The sequence below is a fragment of the Streptomyces sp. NPDC051207 genome (assembly GCF_040682395.1).
Lineage (GTDB): Bacteria > Actinomycetota > Actinomycetes > Streptomycetales > Streptomycetaceae > Streptomyces.
The window spans coordinates 82,119-97,084 of the sequence record NZ_JBFBAX010000019.1; the positions used below are offsets into that span (position 1 = coordinate 82,119).

Consider the following 14,966-nt stretch of genomic DNA (forward strand, 5'->3'; position numbering starts at 1 on the left):
AAGGACCGCCGCTCCAATAAATGGGAGGCACGGCTCCGCATAGCGCCGAACGGGCTGGTCGGCACTTCGGGCGGCAGGAATGGTGGTAGTCGGGTTACCGTTCGAGTGGCCGTTGCGGGCTTTTACCGTTTGACACGGGGGCGGGATGTACCGTCACACTCCGCAGCGTGAGCACGACCCGCCCCCGGGAATCAAGGCCTGGGGAGACCCAGCGTCGACCGGAGAGAAGAGCGAAGTTGTCCCCGACCAGCGAGACCGCGAACGGCGGCCGCCGACTCGTCATCGTCGAGTCGCCTGCCAAGGCGAAGACGATCAAGGGCTATCTCGGCCCTGGATACATCGTCGAGGCGAGCGTCGGGCACATTCGCGACCTCCCCAACGGCGCTGCCGAGGTGCCCGACAAGTACACCGGTGAGGTCCGCCGCCTCGGTGTGGACGTCGAACACGACTTCCAGCCGATCTATGTGGTCAACGCCGACAAGAGGGCGCAGGTCAAGAAGCTCAAGGACCTGCTGAAGGAATCCGACGAGCTCTTCCTCGCCACCGATGAGGACCGCGAGGGCGAGGCCATCGCCTGGCACCTCCAGGAAGTCCTCAAGCCCAAGATCCCCGTGAAGCGCATGGTGTTCCACGAGATCACCAGGGACGCGATCCGGGAAGCCGTGGCCAACCCGCGTCAGCTCAACCAGAAGCTGGTCGACGCCCAGGAGACCCGCCGCATCCTCGACCGTCTCTACGGCTACGAGGTCTCGCCGGTCCTGTGGAAGAAGGTCATGCCGCGCCTGTCGGCCGGCCGTGTCCAGTCCGTCGCGACCCGGCTCGTGGTCGAGCGGGAACGCGAGCGCATGGCGTTTCGTTCTGCTGAGTACTGGGACCTGACGGGCACCTTCGCGACCGGCCGCGCAGGGGACTCGTCGGACCCGTCGTCGCTGGTCGCCCGCCTCCAGACCGTCGACGGCAGGCGGGTCGCGCAGGGCCGCGACTTCGACTCCCTGGGACAACTGAAGAGCGCGAACACCCTCCACCTCGACGAGGCGAACGCCCGCGCCCTGGCCGCCGCCCTGGACAGCACGCGCTTCGCGGTCCGCTCCGTCGAATCGAAGCCGTACCGCCGCTCGCCGTACGCCCCGTTCCGTACGACGACGCTGCAACAGGAGGCCAGCCGCAAGCTCGGCTTCGGCGCGAAGGCCACCATGCAGATCGCGCAGAAGCTGTACGAGAACGGCTACATCACCTACATGCGTACGGACTCCACGACGCTGAGTGAGACGGCGATCGCCGCCGCCCGCGCCCAGGTCACGCAGCTGTACGGCGCCGACTACCTGCCGCCGCAGCCCCGTACGTACGCCGGCAAGGTCAAGAACGCGCAGGAGGCGCACGAGGCGATCCGCCCCTCCGGCGACCGCTTCCGCACGCCTGCCGAGACCGGACTGACCGGTGACCAGTTCCGGCTGTACGAACTGATCTGGAAGCGGACCGTCGCCTCCCAGATGAAGGACGCGACCGGCAACAGCGTCACCGTCAAGATCGGCGGCACCGCCTCCGACGGCCGGGACGTCGAGTTCAGCGCGTCCGGCAAGACGATCACCTTCCACGGCTTCCTGAAGGCGTACGTCGAGGGCGCCGACGACCCGAACGCCGAGCTGGACGACCGCGAGCGCCGGCTGCCGCAGGTCACCGAGGGCGACGCGCTGACGGCCGAGGAGATCACGGTCGACGGCCACGCCACCAAGCCCCCGGCCCGCTACACCGAGGCCAGCCTCGTCAAGGAACTCGAAGAGCGCGAGATCGGCCGCCCGTCGACGTACGCGTCGATCATCGGCACGATCCTCGACCGCGGCTACGTGTTCAAGAAGGGCACGGCCCTCGTGCCGTCCTTCCTGTCCTTCGCCGTGGTCAACCTCCTGGAGAAGCACTTCGGGCGCCTCGTCGACTACGACTTCACCGCCCGCATGGAGGACGACCTCGACCGCATCGCCCGCGGCGAGGCCCAGGCCGTGCCCTGGCTGAAGCGCTTCTACTTCGGCGAGGGCCCCGACCAGGGCGGCGGCGCGGCCGACGCCGGCAACGGCGACGGGGACCACCTCGGCGGCCTCAAGGAGCTCGTGACCGACCTGGGCGCGATCGATGCGCGCGAGGTGTCGTCGTTCCCGGTGGGCAACGGCATCGTGCTGCGCGTCGGCCGCTACGGCCCGTACATCGAGCGGGGCGAGAAGGACACAGAGCAGCACCAGCGCGCGGACATCCCCGACGACCTCGCGCCGGACGAGCTGACCGTCGAACTCGCCGAGGAACTGCTCGCCAAGCCGAGCGGCGACTACGAACTGGGCACCGACCCGCAGACCGGCCACACCATCGTCGCCAAGGACGGCCGCTACGGCCCGTACGTCACGGAGATCCTCCCCGAGGGCACCCCGAAGACGGGCAAGAACGCCGTCAAGCCGCGCACGGCCTCCCTCTTCAAGTCGATGTCGCTGGACACGGTGACCCTCGAGGACGCGCTGAAGCTGATGTCGCTGCCGCGCGTCGTCGGCACCGACGCCGACGGCCAGGAGATCACCGCGCAGAACGGCCGCTACGGCCCGTACCTGAAGAAGGGGACGGACTCGCGGTCCCTGCAGTCCGAGGACCAGCTGTTCACGATCACGCTGGAAGAGGCGCTGGCGATCTACGCCCAGCCCAAGCAGCGCGGTCGCGCCGCGGCCAAGCCGCCGCTGAAGGAACTCGGCGAGGACCCGGTCAGCGGCAAGCCGGTCGTGGTCAAGGACGGCCGCTTCGGCCCGTACGTGACCGACGGGGAGACCAACGCGACCCTGCGCTCCGGCGACAGCGTCGAGACGATCACCCCCGAGCGCGGCTTCGAGCTGCTCGCCGAGAAGCGCGCCAAGGGCCCCGCCAAGAAGACGGCGAAGAAGGCCGCCGCGAAGAAGGCACCGGCCAAGAAGACGGCCGCGGCGAAGAAGACGACGGCCGCCAAGAAGACCGCGGCGAAGAAGACGGCTGCCAAGAAGACGACGGCCGCCAAGACGTCCGAGGACTGAGCACGTCCGAGGACTGGGCGCTCCTCAGGAACGCCGGCTTCCGGGAGTGGTGAAGTCCCCTCCCGGTCGGCGGAGTTCGCAACCTCCCGATACGCCCGGATTTGCGAAACGAACGCCCCGGCGCCCGCGCGGCGCCGGGGCGGCCATACGTTCGGGCGGGTCCCCCGGACTGTCGGCGGGGCCCGATAGGCTGAAAGCATGACGCGAGCCGAGCAGCCAGCCGAGCAGCCAACGGCCCCTCACCCGGCCCCCGACGACGCACTGGTCGCGGACTCACGCGAGCGTGCCGTCCGGGCGCTGCTGCGCCAGCCGCAGCTGAAGAGGTTGTGGAGCGCACAGCTCGTAGGGGGTGTCGGCGACACCCTCGCCCTCCTCGTCCTGGTCGTCCTCGTCCTGCAGGCGGCGATCGCCGAGGGCTCCTTCGGGGGCGGCTACCGGGGCGTGGCGTTCGCAGTGGCGACCGTTTTCGCCGTGCGCATCCTCGCCACCCTGCTCTTCGGGGCGGTCCTCCTCGGCCCGCTCACGTCGCTGACCTCGCCCGACGGCCCGCTCGACCGCCGCTGGACCATGGTCGGCGCGGACGGGCTGCGGGCCGCGCTGCTGATCGTCGCGCCGCTGTGGATCGACTGGATGCCGGACGACGCCCTGGCCGTCCTCCTCGTCACCGCCTTCGTGACCGGTGTCGCCGAGCGGTTCTGGGGAGTGTGCAAGGAGAGCGCCGCGCCCGCCCTGCTGCCCGCACCGCCCCCGGAAGGCGCGACGGTACGGCCGCTGCCGGACCACATGGACGCCCTGCGCCGCCTGTCGCTGCGGACCGGCTTCGTGGCGATACCCCTCGCGGGCGCCCTGCTGGTCGTCGCCGCCCTGGTGAACAACCTGCTCGGCGCCGGCATCGCCTGGTTCGCCCAGCACCAGGCGGCCCTCGCCTCGTACGTCGCGGCGGGACTGTTCGCCGCGTCCCTGTCCGTGCTGACGTTCCTTGAGCTGCCCGGCACGCGCACCCCCCGCGCGCGGTCGCCGCTGGAGGGGCTGCGCCGCCCGAAGTCGGCCGACGGCGGCGGAGAGAAGGGCCGTACCGGTGCGATACCGCTGCTCGTCGTGGCCTGCGCGGCCGTCGCGGGTGCGGTGGCCGCCGCGGTCGGCGTGACCGTGCTGCACGCCAAGGACCTGGGCGGCGGCCCCGTCCTGTTCGGCCTGCTGGTGCTCGCGCTGACCGGCGGCGTCGTCGTCGGCATCCGCACGGCGCCCGCCGTCCTGCCCGCGCTGTCCCGGCGGCGGCTGCTCGCGCTCGCCATCGCCGCCACGGGCGTCGCGCTGCTGGCGGCGGGCCTCGTCCCGGACGTCACCAGCGTCCTGGTGATCCTCGCGCTGGCCGGAGTCGGCGCGGGCGTGGCCGCCAACACCGGGCACACGCTGCTCGACCAGGAGACCGAGACGCAACGCCGCGCGCGGGTCACCGAACACCTGCACGCGGTCGTACGGGTCTTCGTGGCGCTCGGCGCGGTGATCGCTCCCGTGGTGGCCGCGGGCATCGGGCCGCACCGGCTGGAGAACGGCAAGTTCGTGTTCGCGCACGGCGGTGCCGCGTTCACGCTGATGCTGGTCGGCGCGCTGCTGCTGCCGGTGGCCGCGCTGGTGCTGGCCAAGATCGACGACCGGTCCGGCGTGCCGCTGCGGCACGACTTGCGGGACGCGGTCCTCGGCGGCGACGACCCGGAGCCCGCGCCCGCCGCGTCCGGCTTCTTCATCGCCCTGGAGGGCGGCGACGGCGCCGGCAAGTCCACGCAGGCCGAGGCGCTCGCCGAGTGGATCAGGTCCAAGGGCCACGAGGTCGTGCTCACCCGCGAGCCGGGGGCGACGCCGGTCGGCAAGCGGCTGCGCTCCATCCTGCTCGACGTCTCCAGCGCCGGGCTCTCGCACCGCGCGGAGGCCCTGCTGTACGCGGCCGACCGCGCGGAGCACGTGGACACCGTCGTACGGCCCGCGCTGGAGCGCGGCGCGGTGGTGATCTCCGACCGGTACATCGACTCCTCGGTGGCCTACCAGGGCGCGGGCCGCGACCTGTCGCCGACCGAGATCGCCCGGATCAACCGCTGGGCGACCAACGGGCTCGTCCCGAACCTGACCGTGCTGCTGGATGTCGCCCCCGAGACCGCGCGTGAGCGGTTCACCGAGGCGCCGGACCGGCTGGAGTCGGAGCCCGCGGAGTTCCACGCACGCGTGCGGTCCGGTTTCCTCACGCTGGCCGCGGCCGACCCCGGGCGCTATCTGGTGGTGGACGCCGGCCAGGAGCCCGAGGCCGTCACCGCCGTCGTACGACACCGGCTCGACCGGGTGCTGCCGCTGTCCGAGGCCGAGATCCAGGCCCGCGAGGAGGCCCGCCGGAAGGCCGAGGAAGAAGCCCGCCGGAAGGCCGAGGAAGAGGCCCGGCGCAAGGCCGAGGAGGAGCGCCTGGAGCGCGAGCGCCAGGAGCAGCTGGCCCGGCTGCGCGCCGAGGAGGAGGAGCGCAAGCGGCGCGAGCTGGAGGAGGCGCAGCGCCGCGAGGCCGAGCGGCAGGCCGAGGAGGCCCGGCAGCGGGCCGAGGAGGCGCGCCGCAAGGCGGAGGAGGAGCGGGCCCGGCTCCTCGCCGAGGAGAAGGCGCGCGCCGAGGAGGAAGCCCGGCGCAGGGCCGAGGAGGAGCGGCGCCGCATGCAGGCCGAGGAGGAGGCACGACTGCGTGCCGAGGCCGAGGCGATGCGGCTGGAGAAGCAGCGGAAGGCCGAGGAGGCGCTGCTGCGCGCCGAGGAGGCCCGGCGCCAGGCGGAGGCGGCAGCGGCCGCGGCAGCGGCGGGACCGAAGCCGGCGGCGCCCGAGGCGGCTGCGGCTCCCCGGTCGGCGCCGGCGCAGGACGGGGCGACCGTGCCGACGCCGGTCGCCGGGACCGGTGAGGACACCACGGTGCTGCGGCCGGTCCGCGACGAGCGTGACCCGCGGAGCGGGGCGGGGCGGGTCTCCGAGACGGAGGAGACCAGGGAGCTGCCCAAGCCGGTACCGGGGGCGAGCGAGGAGACGGCGGTGCTGCCGACGGTGCCGAGGGCTGCCGACGAGACGGCGGTGCTGCCGTCGGTGGCGGATGCGGGTGAGGAGACGGCCGCGCCGCCGCCGGTCCCGGGCGCTGCCGACGAGACGGCCGTCCTGCCTCCGGTGCGTGGGGACGGACTCGGGGACCGGGTTCCGCCGGGCTACTTCCGGGACGAGCAGCCCCCGCCCCGGCCGGACGGCACCGAGGACCGCACGCGCGAGCTGCCCCAGGTGGACGCCGAGGAGGCCGCCCCCCGCCGCCGTCAGCGCTCCGACTGGGCCGAGGAGACCCCGCTGGACGACCTGCCGACGCTGGCGGACGAACTGCTGGGCCCGCACGAGGACGAGGACGGAGGCCGGGGTCGGGGGCGGCGGCGCTGAGCGTCGGGTTCCGCGTGCGGTGCGGGGGTGCCCGGGCTGAGTGCGGGTGCCGCTGGCTGAAGATCCGCTGGACGGCGCTGAGCTGCTGAACGCCATGCCGCGACCGGCGCCGGCCGACCGGAATCCGGCGCCGCGCCCGCCACTGTCCTTCCGCAACCCCATGCCACGCCCGGCGTTGGCCTGTCGGAATTTGGCGCCGCGCCCGCCACTGTCCTTTCGCAACTCCATGCCACGACCGGCGTTGGCCTGTCGCCATCCGGGGCCGCGCCCGGCGTCGCCCTTCGGCACCCCATGCCACGCCGGCGTGGGCCGGCCGGACCGCTCGGCCGCGCCCGGAGCTGCCCTGCCGGACCCGCTGCCGTACCCGGCGCCGGGAGTCCTCGCCCCGCCCGGGCGTGCGGGATTGTCAGTGCCCGCCCGCACAATGGATCCCGCAAGACCGAACGTGTTGGAAGGGCGGCGTGACCCATGACGGTGTGGGACGACCTCGTAGGGCAGGAGCGGGTGAGCGAACAACTCGCCGCCGCCGCCCGGGACGCCGACGCCCTGGTGACCGCGGCGGCGACCGACGCGCCCCCGCCCGAGGCGTCGAAGATGACGCACGCCTGGCTGTTCACGGGCCCGCCCGGCGCCGGGTACGTCCAGGCTGCGCGTGCCTTCGCCGCCGCCCTGCAGTGCGTGAGCCCCGACCGCGCGCTCGGCGGCGCCCCCGGCTGCGGCTTCTGCGACGGCTGCCACACGGCCCTGATCGGCACGCACGCGGACGTCACCACGGTCACGGCGGTCGGCGCGCAGATCCGGGCCGAGGACATGAGGGACACGGTCCGCAAGTCGTTCACCGCACCGGCGACCGGCCGCTGGCAGGTGATCCTCGTGGAGGACGCCGAGCGCCTGAACGAGAAGTCGGCGAACGCCGTGCTCAAGGCCGTCGAGGAGCCCGCGTCCCGCACGGTGTGGCTGCTGTGCGCGCCGTCGGTCGAGGACGTGCTGCCCACCATCCGCTCCCGTTGCCGCCACCTGACGCTGAGCACGCCGTCGGTGGAGGCCGTCGCGGACATGCTCGTCCGGCGCGAGGGCGTCGAACCGGACGTCGCGCTGGCCGCCGCCCGCGCCACCCAGGGACATGTGGAGCGGGCGCGCCGGCTGGCCACCGACCCGGCGGCCCGCGAGCGCCGCGCCGCCGTGCTCAAGCTGCCGCTGCGCGTCGACGACATCGGCGGCTGCCTCCGGGCCGCCCAGGAACTCGTTGACGCCGCCGCCGCGGACGCCAAGGTGCTCGCCGACGAGACGGACGCCAAGGAGACCGAGGAGATGAAGGCGGCGCTCGGCGCGGCGCAGGGCGGCCGGCTGCCGCGCGGCACGGCGGGCGTGATCAAGGACCTGGAGGACAACCAGAAACGCCGCCGGACGCGGACGCAGCGCGACAGCCTGGACGTCGCCCTGTCCGACCTCACCGCCTTCTACCGCGACGTCCTCGCCCTCCAGCTCGGCTCCCGCATCGCGATCGCCAACGTCGACGCCGAGGACGCCCTGGGCCGGATCGCCCGCAGCAGCACCCCCGAGTCCACCCTGCGTCGCATAGAGGCGATCGCCGCCTGCCGCGACGCCCTCGACCGCAATGTGGCTCCGCTGCTCGCGGTGGAGGCGATGACGATGGCGCTCAGAGCGGGCTGACGGCACGGGCCGGGCCGACCGGGGGGACGGACCGAAACCGACCCCGCCCGCCTGGAACCACCGGGCGGCCCGCAACGCGACCCCACCCGCCCGGGATCGTTGGGCGGCCCGCAAGGCAACCCGAGATTGACGCCATAACTCGTCCGAGGCACATCCCGCACACAGCGCGTAGGAGCCGTCGCTCACAGTTACGCTCGCTGGATGCACACAAGGCGCACTCACCGCAGATCCCGCACCACCAGGATCGGCATCGGCCTCCTCGCCGCCGTCGGTCTGCTCGTCCCGGCCTGTTCCTCCGAAGGCGCGTCGGGCATGGCGCGCTCGGCGGCCGAAGGGCCGGTGGCGCTGGCCGCGCTGCCGAGGGCCACCCCGCCGGCCCTGTCGCCGTACTACGGGCAGAAGCTGAAGTGGCGAGGGTGCGGCGCCCCCGGCTTCCAGTGCGCCACGCTCAAGGCGCCGCTGGACTACGCGAAGCCGTCGGGCGGTGACATCCGGCTCGCGGTCGCCCGGAAGAAGGCCACCGGCCCGGGCGGGCGGATCGGCTCGCTGCTGGTGAACCCGGGCGGGCCGGGCGGCTCGGCGGTCGACTACCTCCAGGCGTATGCCGGGGTCGGCTATCCGGCCGAGGTCCGCGCCCGGTACGACATGGTGGCGGTCGACCCGCGGGGCGTGGCCCGCAGTGAGCCCGTGGAGTGCCTCGACGGGCGGGAGATGGACACGTACACGCAGACGGACGTCACCCCGGACCACGAGAGGGAGACCGAGACGCTCGTCGGCGCGTACCGGACGTTCGCGGAGGGCTGCGGTGCCGACGCGCCGGGGCTGCTGCGGCACGTGTCCACGGTCGAGGCGGCGCGGGACATGGACATCCTGCGGGCCGTGCTGGGCGACAGGAAGCTGAACTTCGTGGGGGCGTCGTACGGGACGTTCCTCGGGGCGACGTACGCCGGGCTGTTCCCCGATCGCGCGGGGCGGCTGGTCCTGGACGGGGCGATGGACCCGTCGCTGCCCGCGCGGCGGCTGAACCTGGAGCAGACCGCGGGCTTCGAGACGGCGTTCCAGTCGTTCGCGAAGGACTGCGTACGGCGGTCCGACTGCCCCCTGGGCGGCCGGAACACCACGCCGGCCCAGGCCGGGAAGAACCTGAAGGCGTTCTTCGACAAGCTCGACAGGCGCCCCGTCCCCGCCGGCGACGCAGGCGGCCGCCGGCTCACCGAATCCCTGGCGACGACCGGTGTGATCGCCGCGATGTACGACGAGAGTGCCTGGGAGCAACTGCGGGAGTCGCTGACGGCGGCGATGAAGGAGAAGGACGGCGCGGGCCTGCTCGTGCTGTCCGACAGCTACTACGAGCGGGACGCCGACGGCGGCTACAGCAACCTGATGTTCGCCAACGCCGCCGTGAACTGCCTCGACCTCCCCGCGGCCTTCAACAGCCCCGACGAGGTGCGCCAGGCGCTGCCCGCCTTCGAGAGGGCGTCCCCGGTGTTCGGCGAAGGGCTGGCGTGGGCCTCACTGAACTGCGCGTACTGGCCGGTGGCGCCCTCGGGTGAACCGCACCGCATCAAGGCCGCGGGCGCCTCGCCGATCATCGTGGTCGGCACCACCCGGGACCCGGCGACGCCGTACCGCTGGGCGAAGTCCCTGGCCGCCCAGCTGTCCTCGGCGCGCCTCCTGACGTACGAGGGCGACGGCCACACGGCGTACGGGCGGGGCAGCGCGTGCGTCGACTCCACGATCAACGCGTACCTGCTCCGCGGGACCCCGCCGCAGGACGGAAAACGCTGCTCATAGCACCTGCCGTCCGGCCGGTCCCGCACTGTCCCCACCCGCGTACCAGCCCCGGGCCGGAGGCCTCCGGGGCTGGTACGAAGCACCCTCGGAAACTGTGTAGACTTACCGACGTTGCCGATCGCACCATGGGTGCGGGCAGCGCGCCGCCTTAGCTCAGATGGCCAGAGCAACGCACTCGTAATGCGTAGGTCTCGGGTTCGAATCCCGAAGGCGGCTCCGGAGAAGCCCCAGGACTCACTCGCCGTGGCCTGGGGCTTTTTCGTTCAGCTGATACGGCGGCGGCGCCTGGAGCGTGCCGTATGGGTGTCGGCGGTCTCAGTTCCGCGGCACAGGTCGTCACCGAGTGGATCCCGCGGCGGGCCGCATGTGCCCTGACCTGGGAGTTCCGGACACCGGAGAAGCATCCGGCAGGCACACCTCCGAAGGCGGCTCCGCCGAAACCCCAGCCGGACGGGCTCCGGCCGCGCTCTACAGCACGTCCGCGGTGTGCAGCGCCGCGTAGGCCGGGATGATCAGGGCGCAGGCGAGCCACCAGGAGAGCAGGCGGTGGCCGACCAACAGGCGGAAACCGGCGATGGCGACGGCCCCCCACGCCAGTGACATCAACAGGGAGGGAATCGCGTCCTGGAGCCTTTCCGCGGCCGTCCGCTCACCGAACCCCCACCCGGCGAAACCCGCCGCGACCACGGACGCGATCAGGAAGAAGCCCAGAAAGGGAAGTCCCAGCACCCAGCGAATGATCCGTGTGCCGGCCGTCTGCTGCTCGTTCATGTCGTCTTTCCTGTGCGGTGAGCGGCCGTGGACCGGCGTGGGAACCTTCGGCCGGAGCCGCCGGCCCACGCCGGTCCACGGCGCGTTCGGTGTGGTTCTCAGCGGGTGTACTGGTACTGCCGTGCCGAGCAGCCGCCCATCCAGCCCGCGAGGCACTTGGGGTCGTCCAGCGGGTGATCGAAGACCAGCTTCAGGGCGTACGTCCCGTCGGAGTACTGGTCGTAACGGTAGAACTGGTGGTTCGGCATCTTGTCATGGGCGCCGTAAATCCAGTGCGAACCGTTCTGATAAAGGTCCTGCTGGCTGTCGTAGCTGATGTCGGCAACCCCGGTGCAGTACGGGTTGCCGACATTGTGCTCGATCACCGTGCGGGCATACCGGCCGTCGTTCCGGAGCGGCCGGATGATGAAGCCGTCACCGCCGGCCGTGCGCTCGGAGTCGTAGAAGTACGTGCTTCCCTCCTTCCGGTAGCGCTTGGTGGGGCTGATGCCCTTCGACGTCCAGGTCGAGGCGCTGGTCCAGTAGTGGTTGGCCGCGGCCTTGGTGCGGTACTTCCCGGTGTCGTAGCCGGTGCTCCGGCCGTCGCCGGAGAACCAGGGGGCGTTGTCGTCGGCCGACTCGCAGGGGAAACCGAAGCCCCAGCTCTCCCCTTGCAGGTGGCTCGCGGGGATGTACGTCTCGTACGTCGTGCGGGACGTCGTCAGGGTGCGGACGTTCGCGGGCAGCGTGTCACCGGGGCGGGCGTCGTCGGAGGTCTGCGACACGTCCGTGGTCGCCGGGGTCACCTCGACGCCGTAGGTGGAGCGGGTGACGGTGTCCTCGGTGACCTCCTCGGCGGGCAGGTCCAGCGTGGCGTCGATCGTGTACTCGGCGTTCTCGCCCAGCCTCGTCTCGGTCCGCAGCTGGACGGCGGCGGTCGTGGTGAGCCGGTCGCCGTCGGCCGTGATCTCGTACTCGGCCGCGTCCGGCAGGGCTCCCCAGCCGAGGCTGGTGCCGGTGGGGGTGGTGACGGCGGTGAGCGGGGTCAGGCCCGAGGCCGCGTCGGGAACCGTGGCCAGCGTCTTGGAAACCAGGCGCGGGCCCTGCTCGGTCAGCGCGACGACGAGGACGGAGACGGAGGCCGGGGCCTGGACGGGGAGCGTGGCGGCGGTCTGCTCGCCGCGCCAGAGCACTTCGTGCGCGCGGTCGTCGATGACGAGGTAGGCGGTGGCGCCGGAGACGGAGGACCAGCTCAGCCTGACGCCGTCCGCGGTGACGGAGACGGCCGCCGGGGCCGCGGAGGTGGCGGCCTGCGTCGGCATCGCGCCGCCGAGCAGCAGGCCGGCGGTGAGCACCGGCGCGAGGAGGGCACGGCGCAGCCGCCGGGCAGGGTGGGATCTCATGATGTCGCTCTTCTCACTTTCGTTCAGGCCGTGGTGCGGGAGAGCACTTCGCGGGTGCGGGCGTCGACCTCGACTCGGTCCGCGTCCGGGACGCGGGCTTCGGACCAGCCCGTCGGGCCACGGTCGAAGGTGACCGTCCAGCGGCTGGCGTTCCACGTGTCGGCCACCACCGTGGCGGCCGTGGTGCGGTCGCCGGTCAGCTCGCGGGCCGTGGCCTCGGCCTGCTCGGCGGTCACCGGGAAGGCTGCGCTGCCGGCCGTGCCCCGGGCGGCGGAGAAGTAGACGACCGCGCCGGTGCGCCGGTCCAGCTCCACCGTCACCTCGCGGGCGGCGTCCCGGCCGTCGGCGACGGACCGCCAGCGCAGCAGCCGCACCGCGTCGCCCTCGACATGGCTGATGGTCTCGTCGGTGACCAGCCGCCAGTCGGGGTCGAAGCCGGTGACGTTGGCCTTCGCGAAGTCCTGGGCGGCGGTCCGGGCCTCGGTGGCGGAGAGGGCCACCTCGCCGTCGGTCGACGGGGTGCCCACGGCGTCCAGGACGGTGCCGTCCTGCCGCTGCCGGTACTGGACGCCCTGGGCGGTCGTCACGTCCGTCAGCTCGGTGCCGTCCGGGCCCTCGGTGGTGGTGGACGCGGTGGGGGTGAGCACGCTGAAGGTGGTGAAGGGCAGGGTGGCCAGCGGCCGGCTGTTCAGCGGCTCACCGCTCCCGGCGGGCTTGAGACGGACGCCGGCCGGGTTGCCGACGGCGCCCCGGACCACGTAGGTGTTCCAGCCCCCGGCGCTGCCTTCCTTGGCCACCAGGTCGGTACGGGCCCGGGACAGCGCGGTGCCGATCGTCACGCCGGTCCTGGCGTGGTAGCCGAAGCGGTCCCAGAAGTAGTTGCCCGAGTAGTTGGTCGAGCCGATCGACGTTCCGGAGGAGGTCGCCGGGAAGTAGACCAGGTCACTGAAGCTGATGACCGAGTCGACACCCCGGGACACGGCGGCGTCGTTGAAGTTGCCCCACGGGCCGTTCAGGGAGGTGTAGCAGCCCGCCAGCACCATCAGACGCATGTCGTCGACCTCGGCGTACGGGAAGTACTCGGAGACGAAGCGGAGGTTGGCGTAGGGGCTGACCACGTCGGTGGCCGTACCGGCGGCCAGGATCTCGTCCTGGGGGTCGGTGGGGCCCTCGTCGGTCTGGAAGATCCCGGCGTTGGCGTGGCCGAACAGGCCGAGGACGGCGGCGCCGGTGCCGTCGTTGAAGGTGTTGGTCGCGCTGCGGCCGCCCGTGTGGCCGAGGGTGTCGTAACCCATCGCGTTCGCGGCGCTGGTGAAGCTGGTGACGCTGTAGCGGCTGTCCAGGCCGTCGTGGTAGCGCTGTCCGATGTTCACGCCGGACGCGGCCTGCGACGGGGACGACAGCAGGGTCGCCGATGCCGCGCCGGCCAGCGCGAGGGCGAGCCCGCCGCGCAGGGCGCGCGTGACGCCGCCGCCCCCTCCGTTTCTGCTTCGAGCCACTGGGTGACCCCTCCTTCGCAGCTGTTGCCACCGCTGGTGGCACTGTCAGCCGCTCTACGGGGAGAGGCGGGGCTTGCGTCGCACGGATTCACACTTTTTTCGGCTGCCTTTCGGCGACCGGTGGAGGAGTGGTGCCGATGGCCTCGGCGGACGCCGCGGACGCCGCGGAAGCCGCCTTTCCGGCGCCGAGGACGTCCGGCTCCGGCAGGGCGGGCCCCGAGACCTCCGGCAGCCTGGGCGTATCCGGCAGCGCCGGACCGGTCACCTCCGGCAGCACGGGCGTGACCGGCAGCGCCGGGCCGGTCACCTCCGGCAGCACGGGCGACTCCGGCGGTTCCGATGACTCCGGCAGCCCCGATGACTCCGGCAACCCTTGGACGCCCGGCTCCTCCTGCGTCCTCGACATCTCCGGGGTGCCCGTCCCGTCGTCGCCCTGACCCGGCAGCGCGCCGCCGTGGGGCAACCCCGCACCCGGGTCGCCCGCCGGGATGGCCGGACCCTTCGGCGCGCTCTGCTCGCTCTGCTCCAGGACCGTTTGTGCCACCGGGCTGCCCGGCACCGGCCGCCCCGGACCGCTCCCCGGCGCGGGGTCGGCCGTACCCGGGGCAAGCAGGGTCAGCCCGGCGAACGTCAGCGTCACGGCGGCCGTCACCAACGGCGCCGCTCCGGCCGGTACGCCACCGCCCACCCCTGTCGAACGGCTGCCCCGCCACGGCCACAGCAGGAGGGCCAGGGTCCCGGCCAACACGCCGCGCAGCGTCTTGCGGGCGCGGGCCAGCAACGACTGGACCGCCCGGTAGCTGAGCCCCATCTGCTGTGCGATCTGCCCCAGCTCCAGGCCCTGCGCCTGCAGCCCCAGCGCCTCGGCCTGCCGCCCGGGCAACTCCTCCCGGCCGCGCCGGGTGAGCCAGTGCGCCTCGGCCCGGTCGCACACCCGGTCGTCGACGGTGACGTACCCCGGCAGCCCTCGCGCCGCCTGCCGGTGCACCTCCGCCTCCCGGGCGACCTGACGGTGCCGGTCGACGCACAGCCGCATGGTCACCGTGGTCAGCCAGCTGCCGAGCCGTTCGTCATCCAGCTCCGGCCGCTCCATGGCCCGCACCATCGCCTCGTGCACGGCGTCCTCGGCGTCCTCCAGGCTCGCCGACCGCCGGCGGGCCACTCGAAGCAGCGCCTCTCGGTGCTCCCAGATCCGCTGCCACCGGTCGGCCGGCTCCCGGTTGTCCGCGGCCCCCGCCCCACCGTCCGTGCTCACCGGCCCGCTCCCTTCCTCCGCGCGTCGGCAGTCGACCGTCCGTACGTCCGCACGGAACCTAGCCGACGGAAGTCAACCAGAGGCAGCGGGGCTCCCGGTGAGCGTCGTC

General features: G+C 72.9%; 8 protein-coding genes and 1 tRNA gene. 5 read left to right on the forward strand and 4 right to left on the reverse strand.

Features of this window, described 5'->3' with window-relative positions; all coding sequences use genetic code 11:
• Nucleotides 1-236: 236 nt before the first annotated feature.
• The 5 genes from topA (at nt 237) to AB0M97_RS19805 (ending at nt 10,166) form a co-directional block, all read left to right on the forward strand.
• Complete coding sequence (gene topA, locus AB0M97_RS19785; RefSeq protein ID WP_365962189.1) at nt 237-3,041, forward strand: type I DNA topoisomerase; 2,805 nt, start codon at nt 237-239, stop codon at nt 3,039-3,041.
• A gap of 198 nt (nt 3,042-3,239) precedes the next feature.
• A complete protein-coding gene (gene tmk, locus AB0M97_RS19790; RefSeq protein WP_365962190.1) occupies nt 3,240-6,482 on the forward strand; it encodes a dTMP kinase in 3,243 nt (1,080 codons plus the stop codon).
• Nucleotides 6,483-6,950: 468 nt separating this feature from the next.
• Nucleotides 6,951-8,156: a DNA polymerase III subunit delta' gene (locus tag AB0M97_RS19795; protein WP_365962191.1), complete on the forward strand. Its 1,206-nt coding sequence runs from the start codon at nt 6,951-6,953 to the stop codon at nt 8,154-8,156.
• Between the two features lie 201 nt (nt 8,157-8,357).
• Nucleotides 8,358-9,950, forward strand: coding sequence for an alpha/beta hydrolase (locus tag AB0M97_RS19800; protein ID WP_365962192.1), 1,593 nt, complete (start codon nt 8,358-8,360; stop codon nt 9,948-9,950).
• A 142-nt stretch (nt 9,951-10,092) separates the two neighbouring features.
• A tRNA-Thr gene (locus AB0M97_RS19805) sits at nt 10,093-10,166 on the forward strand.
• A 252-nt stretch (nt 10,167-10,418) separates the two neighbouring features.
• Here AB0M97_RS19805 and AB0M97_RS19810 read toward each other — a convergent pair.
• From AB0M97_RS19810 to AB0M97_RS19825, 4 genes are all read right to left on the reverse strand, one after another.
• Complete coding sequence (locus AB0M97_RS19810; protein WP_365962194.1) at nt 10,419-10,721, reverse strand: hypothetical protein; 303 nt, start codon at nt 10,719-10,721, stop codon at nt 10,419-10,421.
• Nucleotides 10,722-10,819: 98 nt separating this feature from the next.
• Entirely contained in the window at nt 10,820-12,103 is a 1,284-nt protein-coding gene (locus tag AB0M97_RS19815) for a hypothetical protein (RefSeq protein WP_365962195.1), read from the reverse strand.
• Nucleotides 12,104-12,126: 23 nt separating this feature from the next.
• Entirely contained in the window at nt 12,127-13,602 is a 1,476-nt protein-coding gene (locus tag AB0M97_RS19820) for a hypothetical protein (protein WP_365962196.1), read from the reverse strand.
• A gap of 88 nt (nt 13,603-13,690) precedes the next feature.
• Nucleotides 13,691-14,857: a sigma-70 family RNA polymerase sigma factor gene (locus tag AB0M97_RS19825; protein ID WP_365962197.1), complete on the reverse strand. Its 1,167-nt coding sequence runs from the start codon at nt 14,855-14,857 to the stop codon at nt 13,691-13,693.
• Nucleotides 14,858-14,966: the final 109 nt, after the last annotated feature.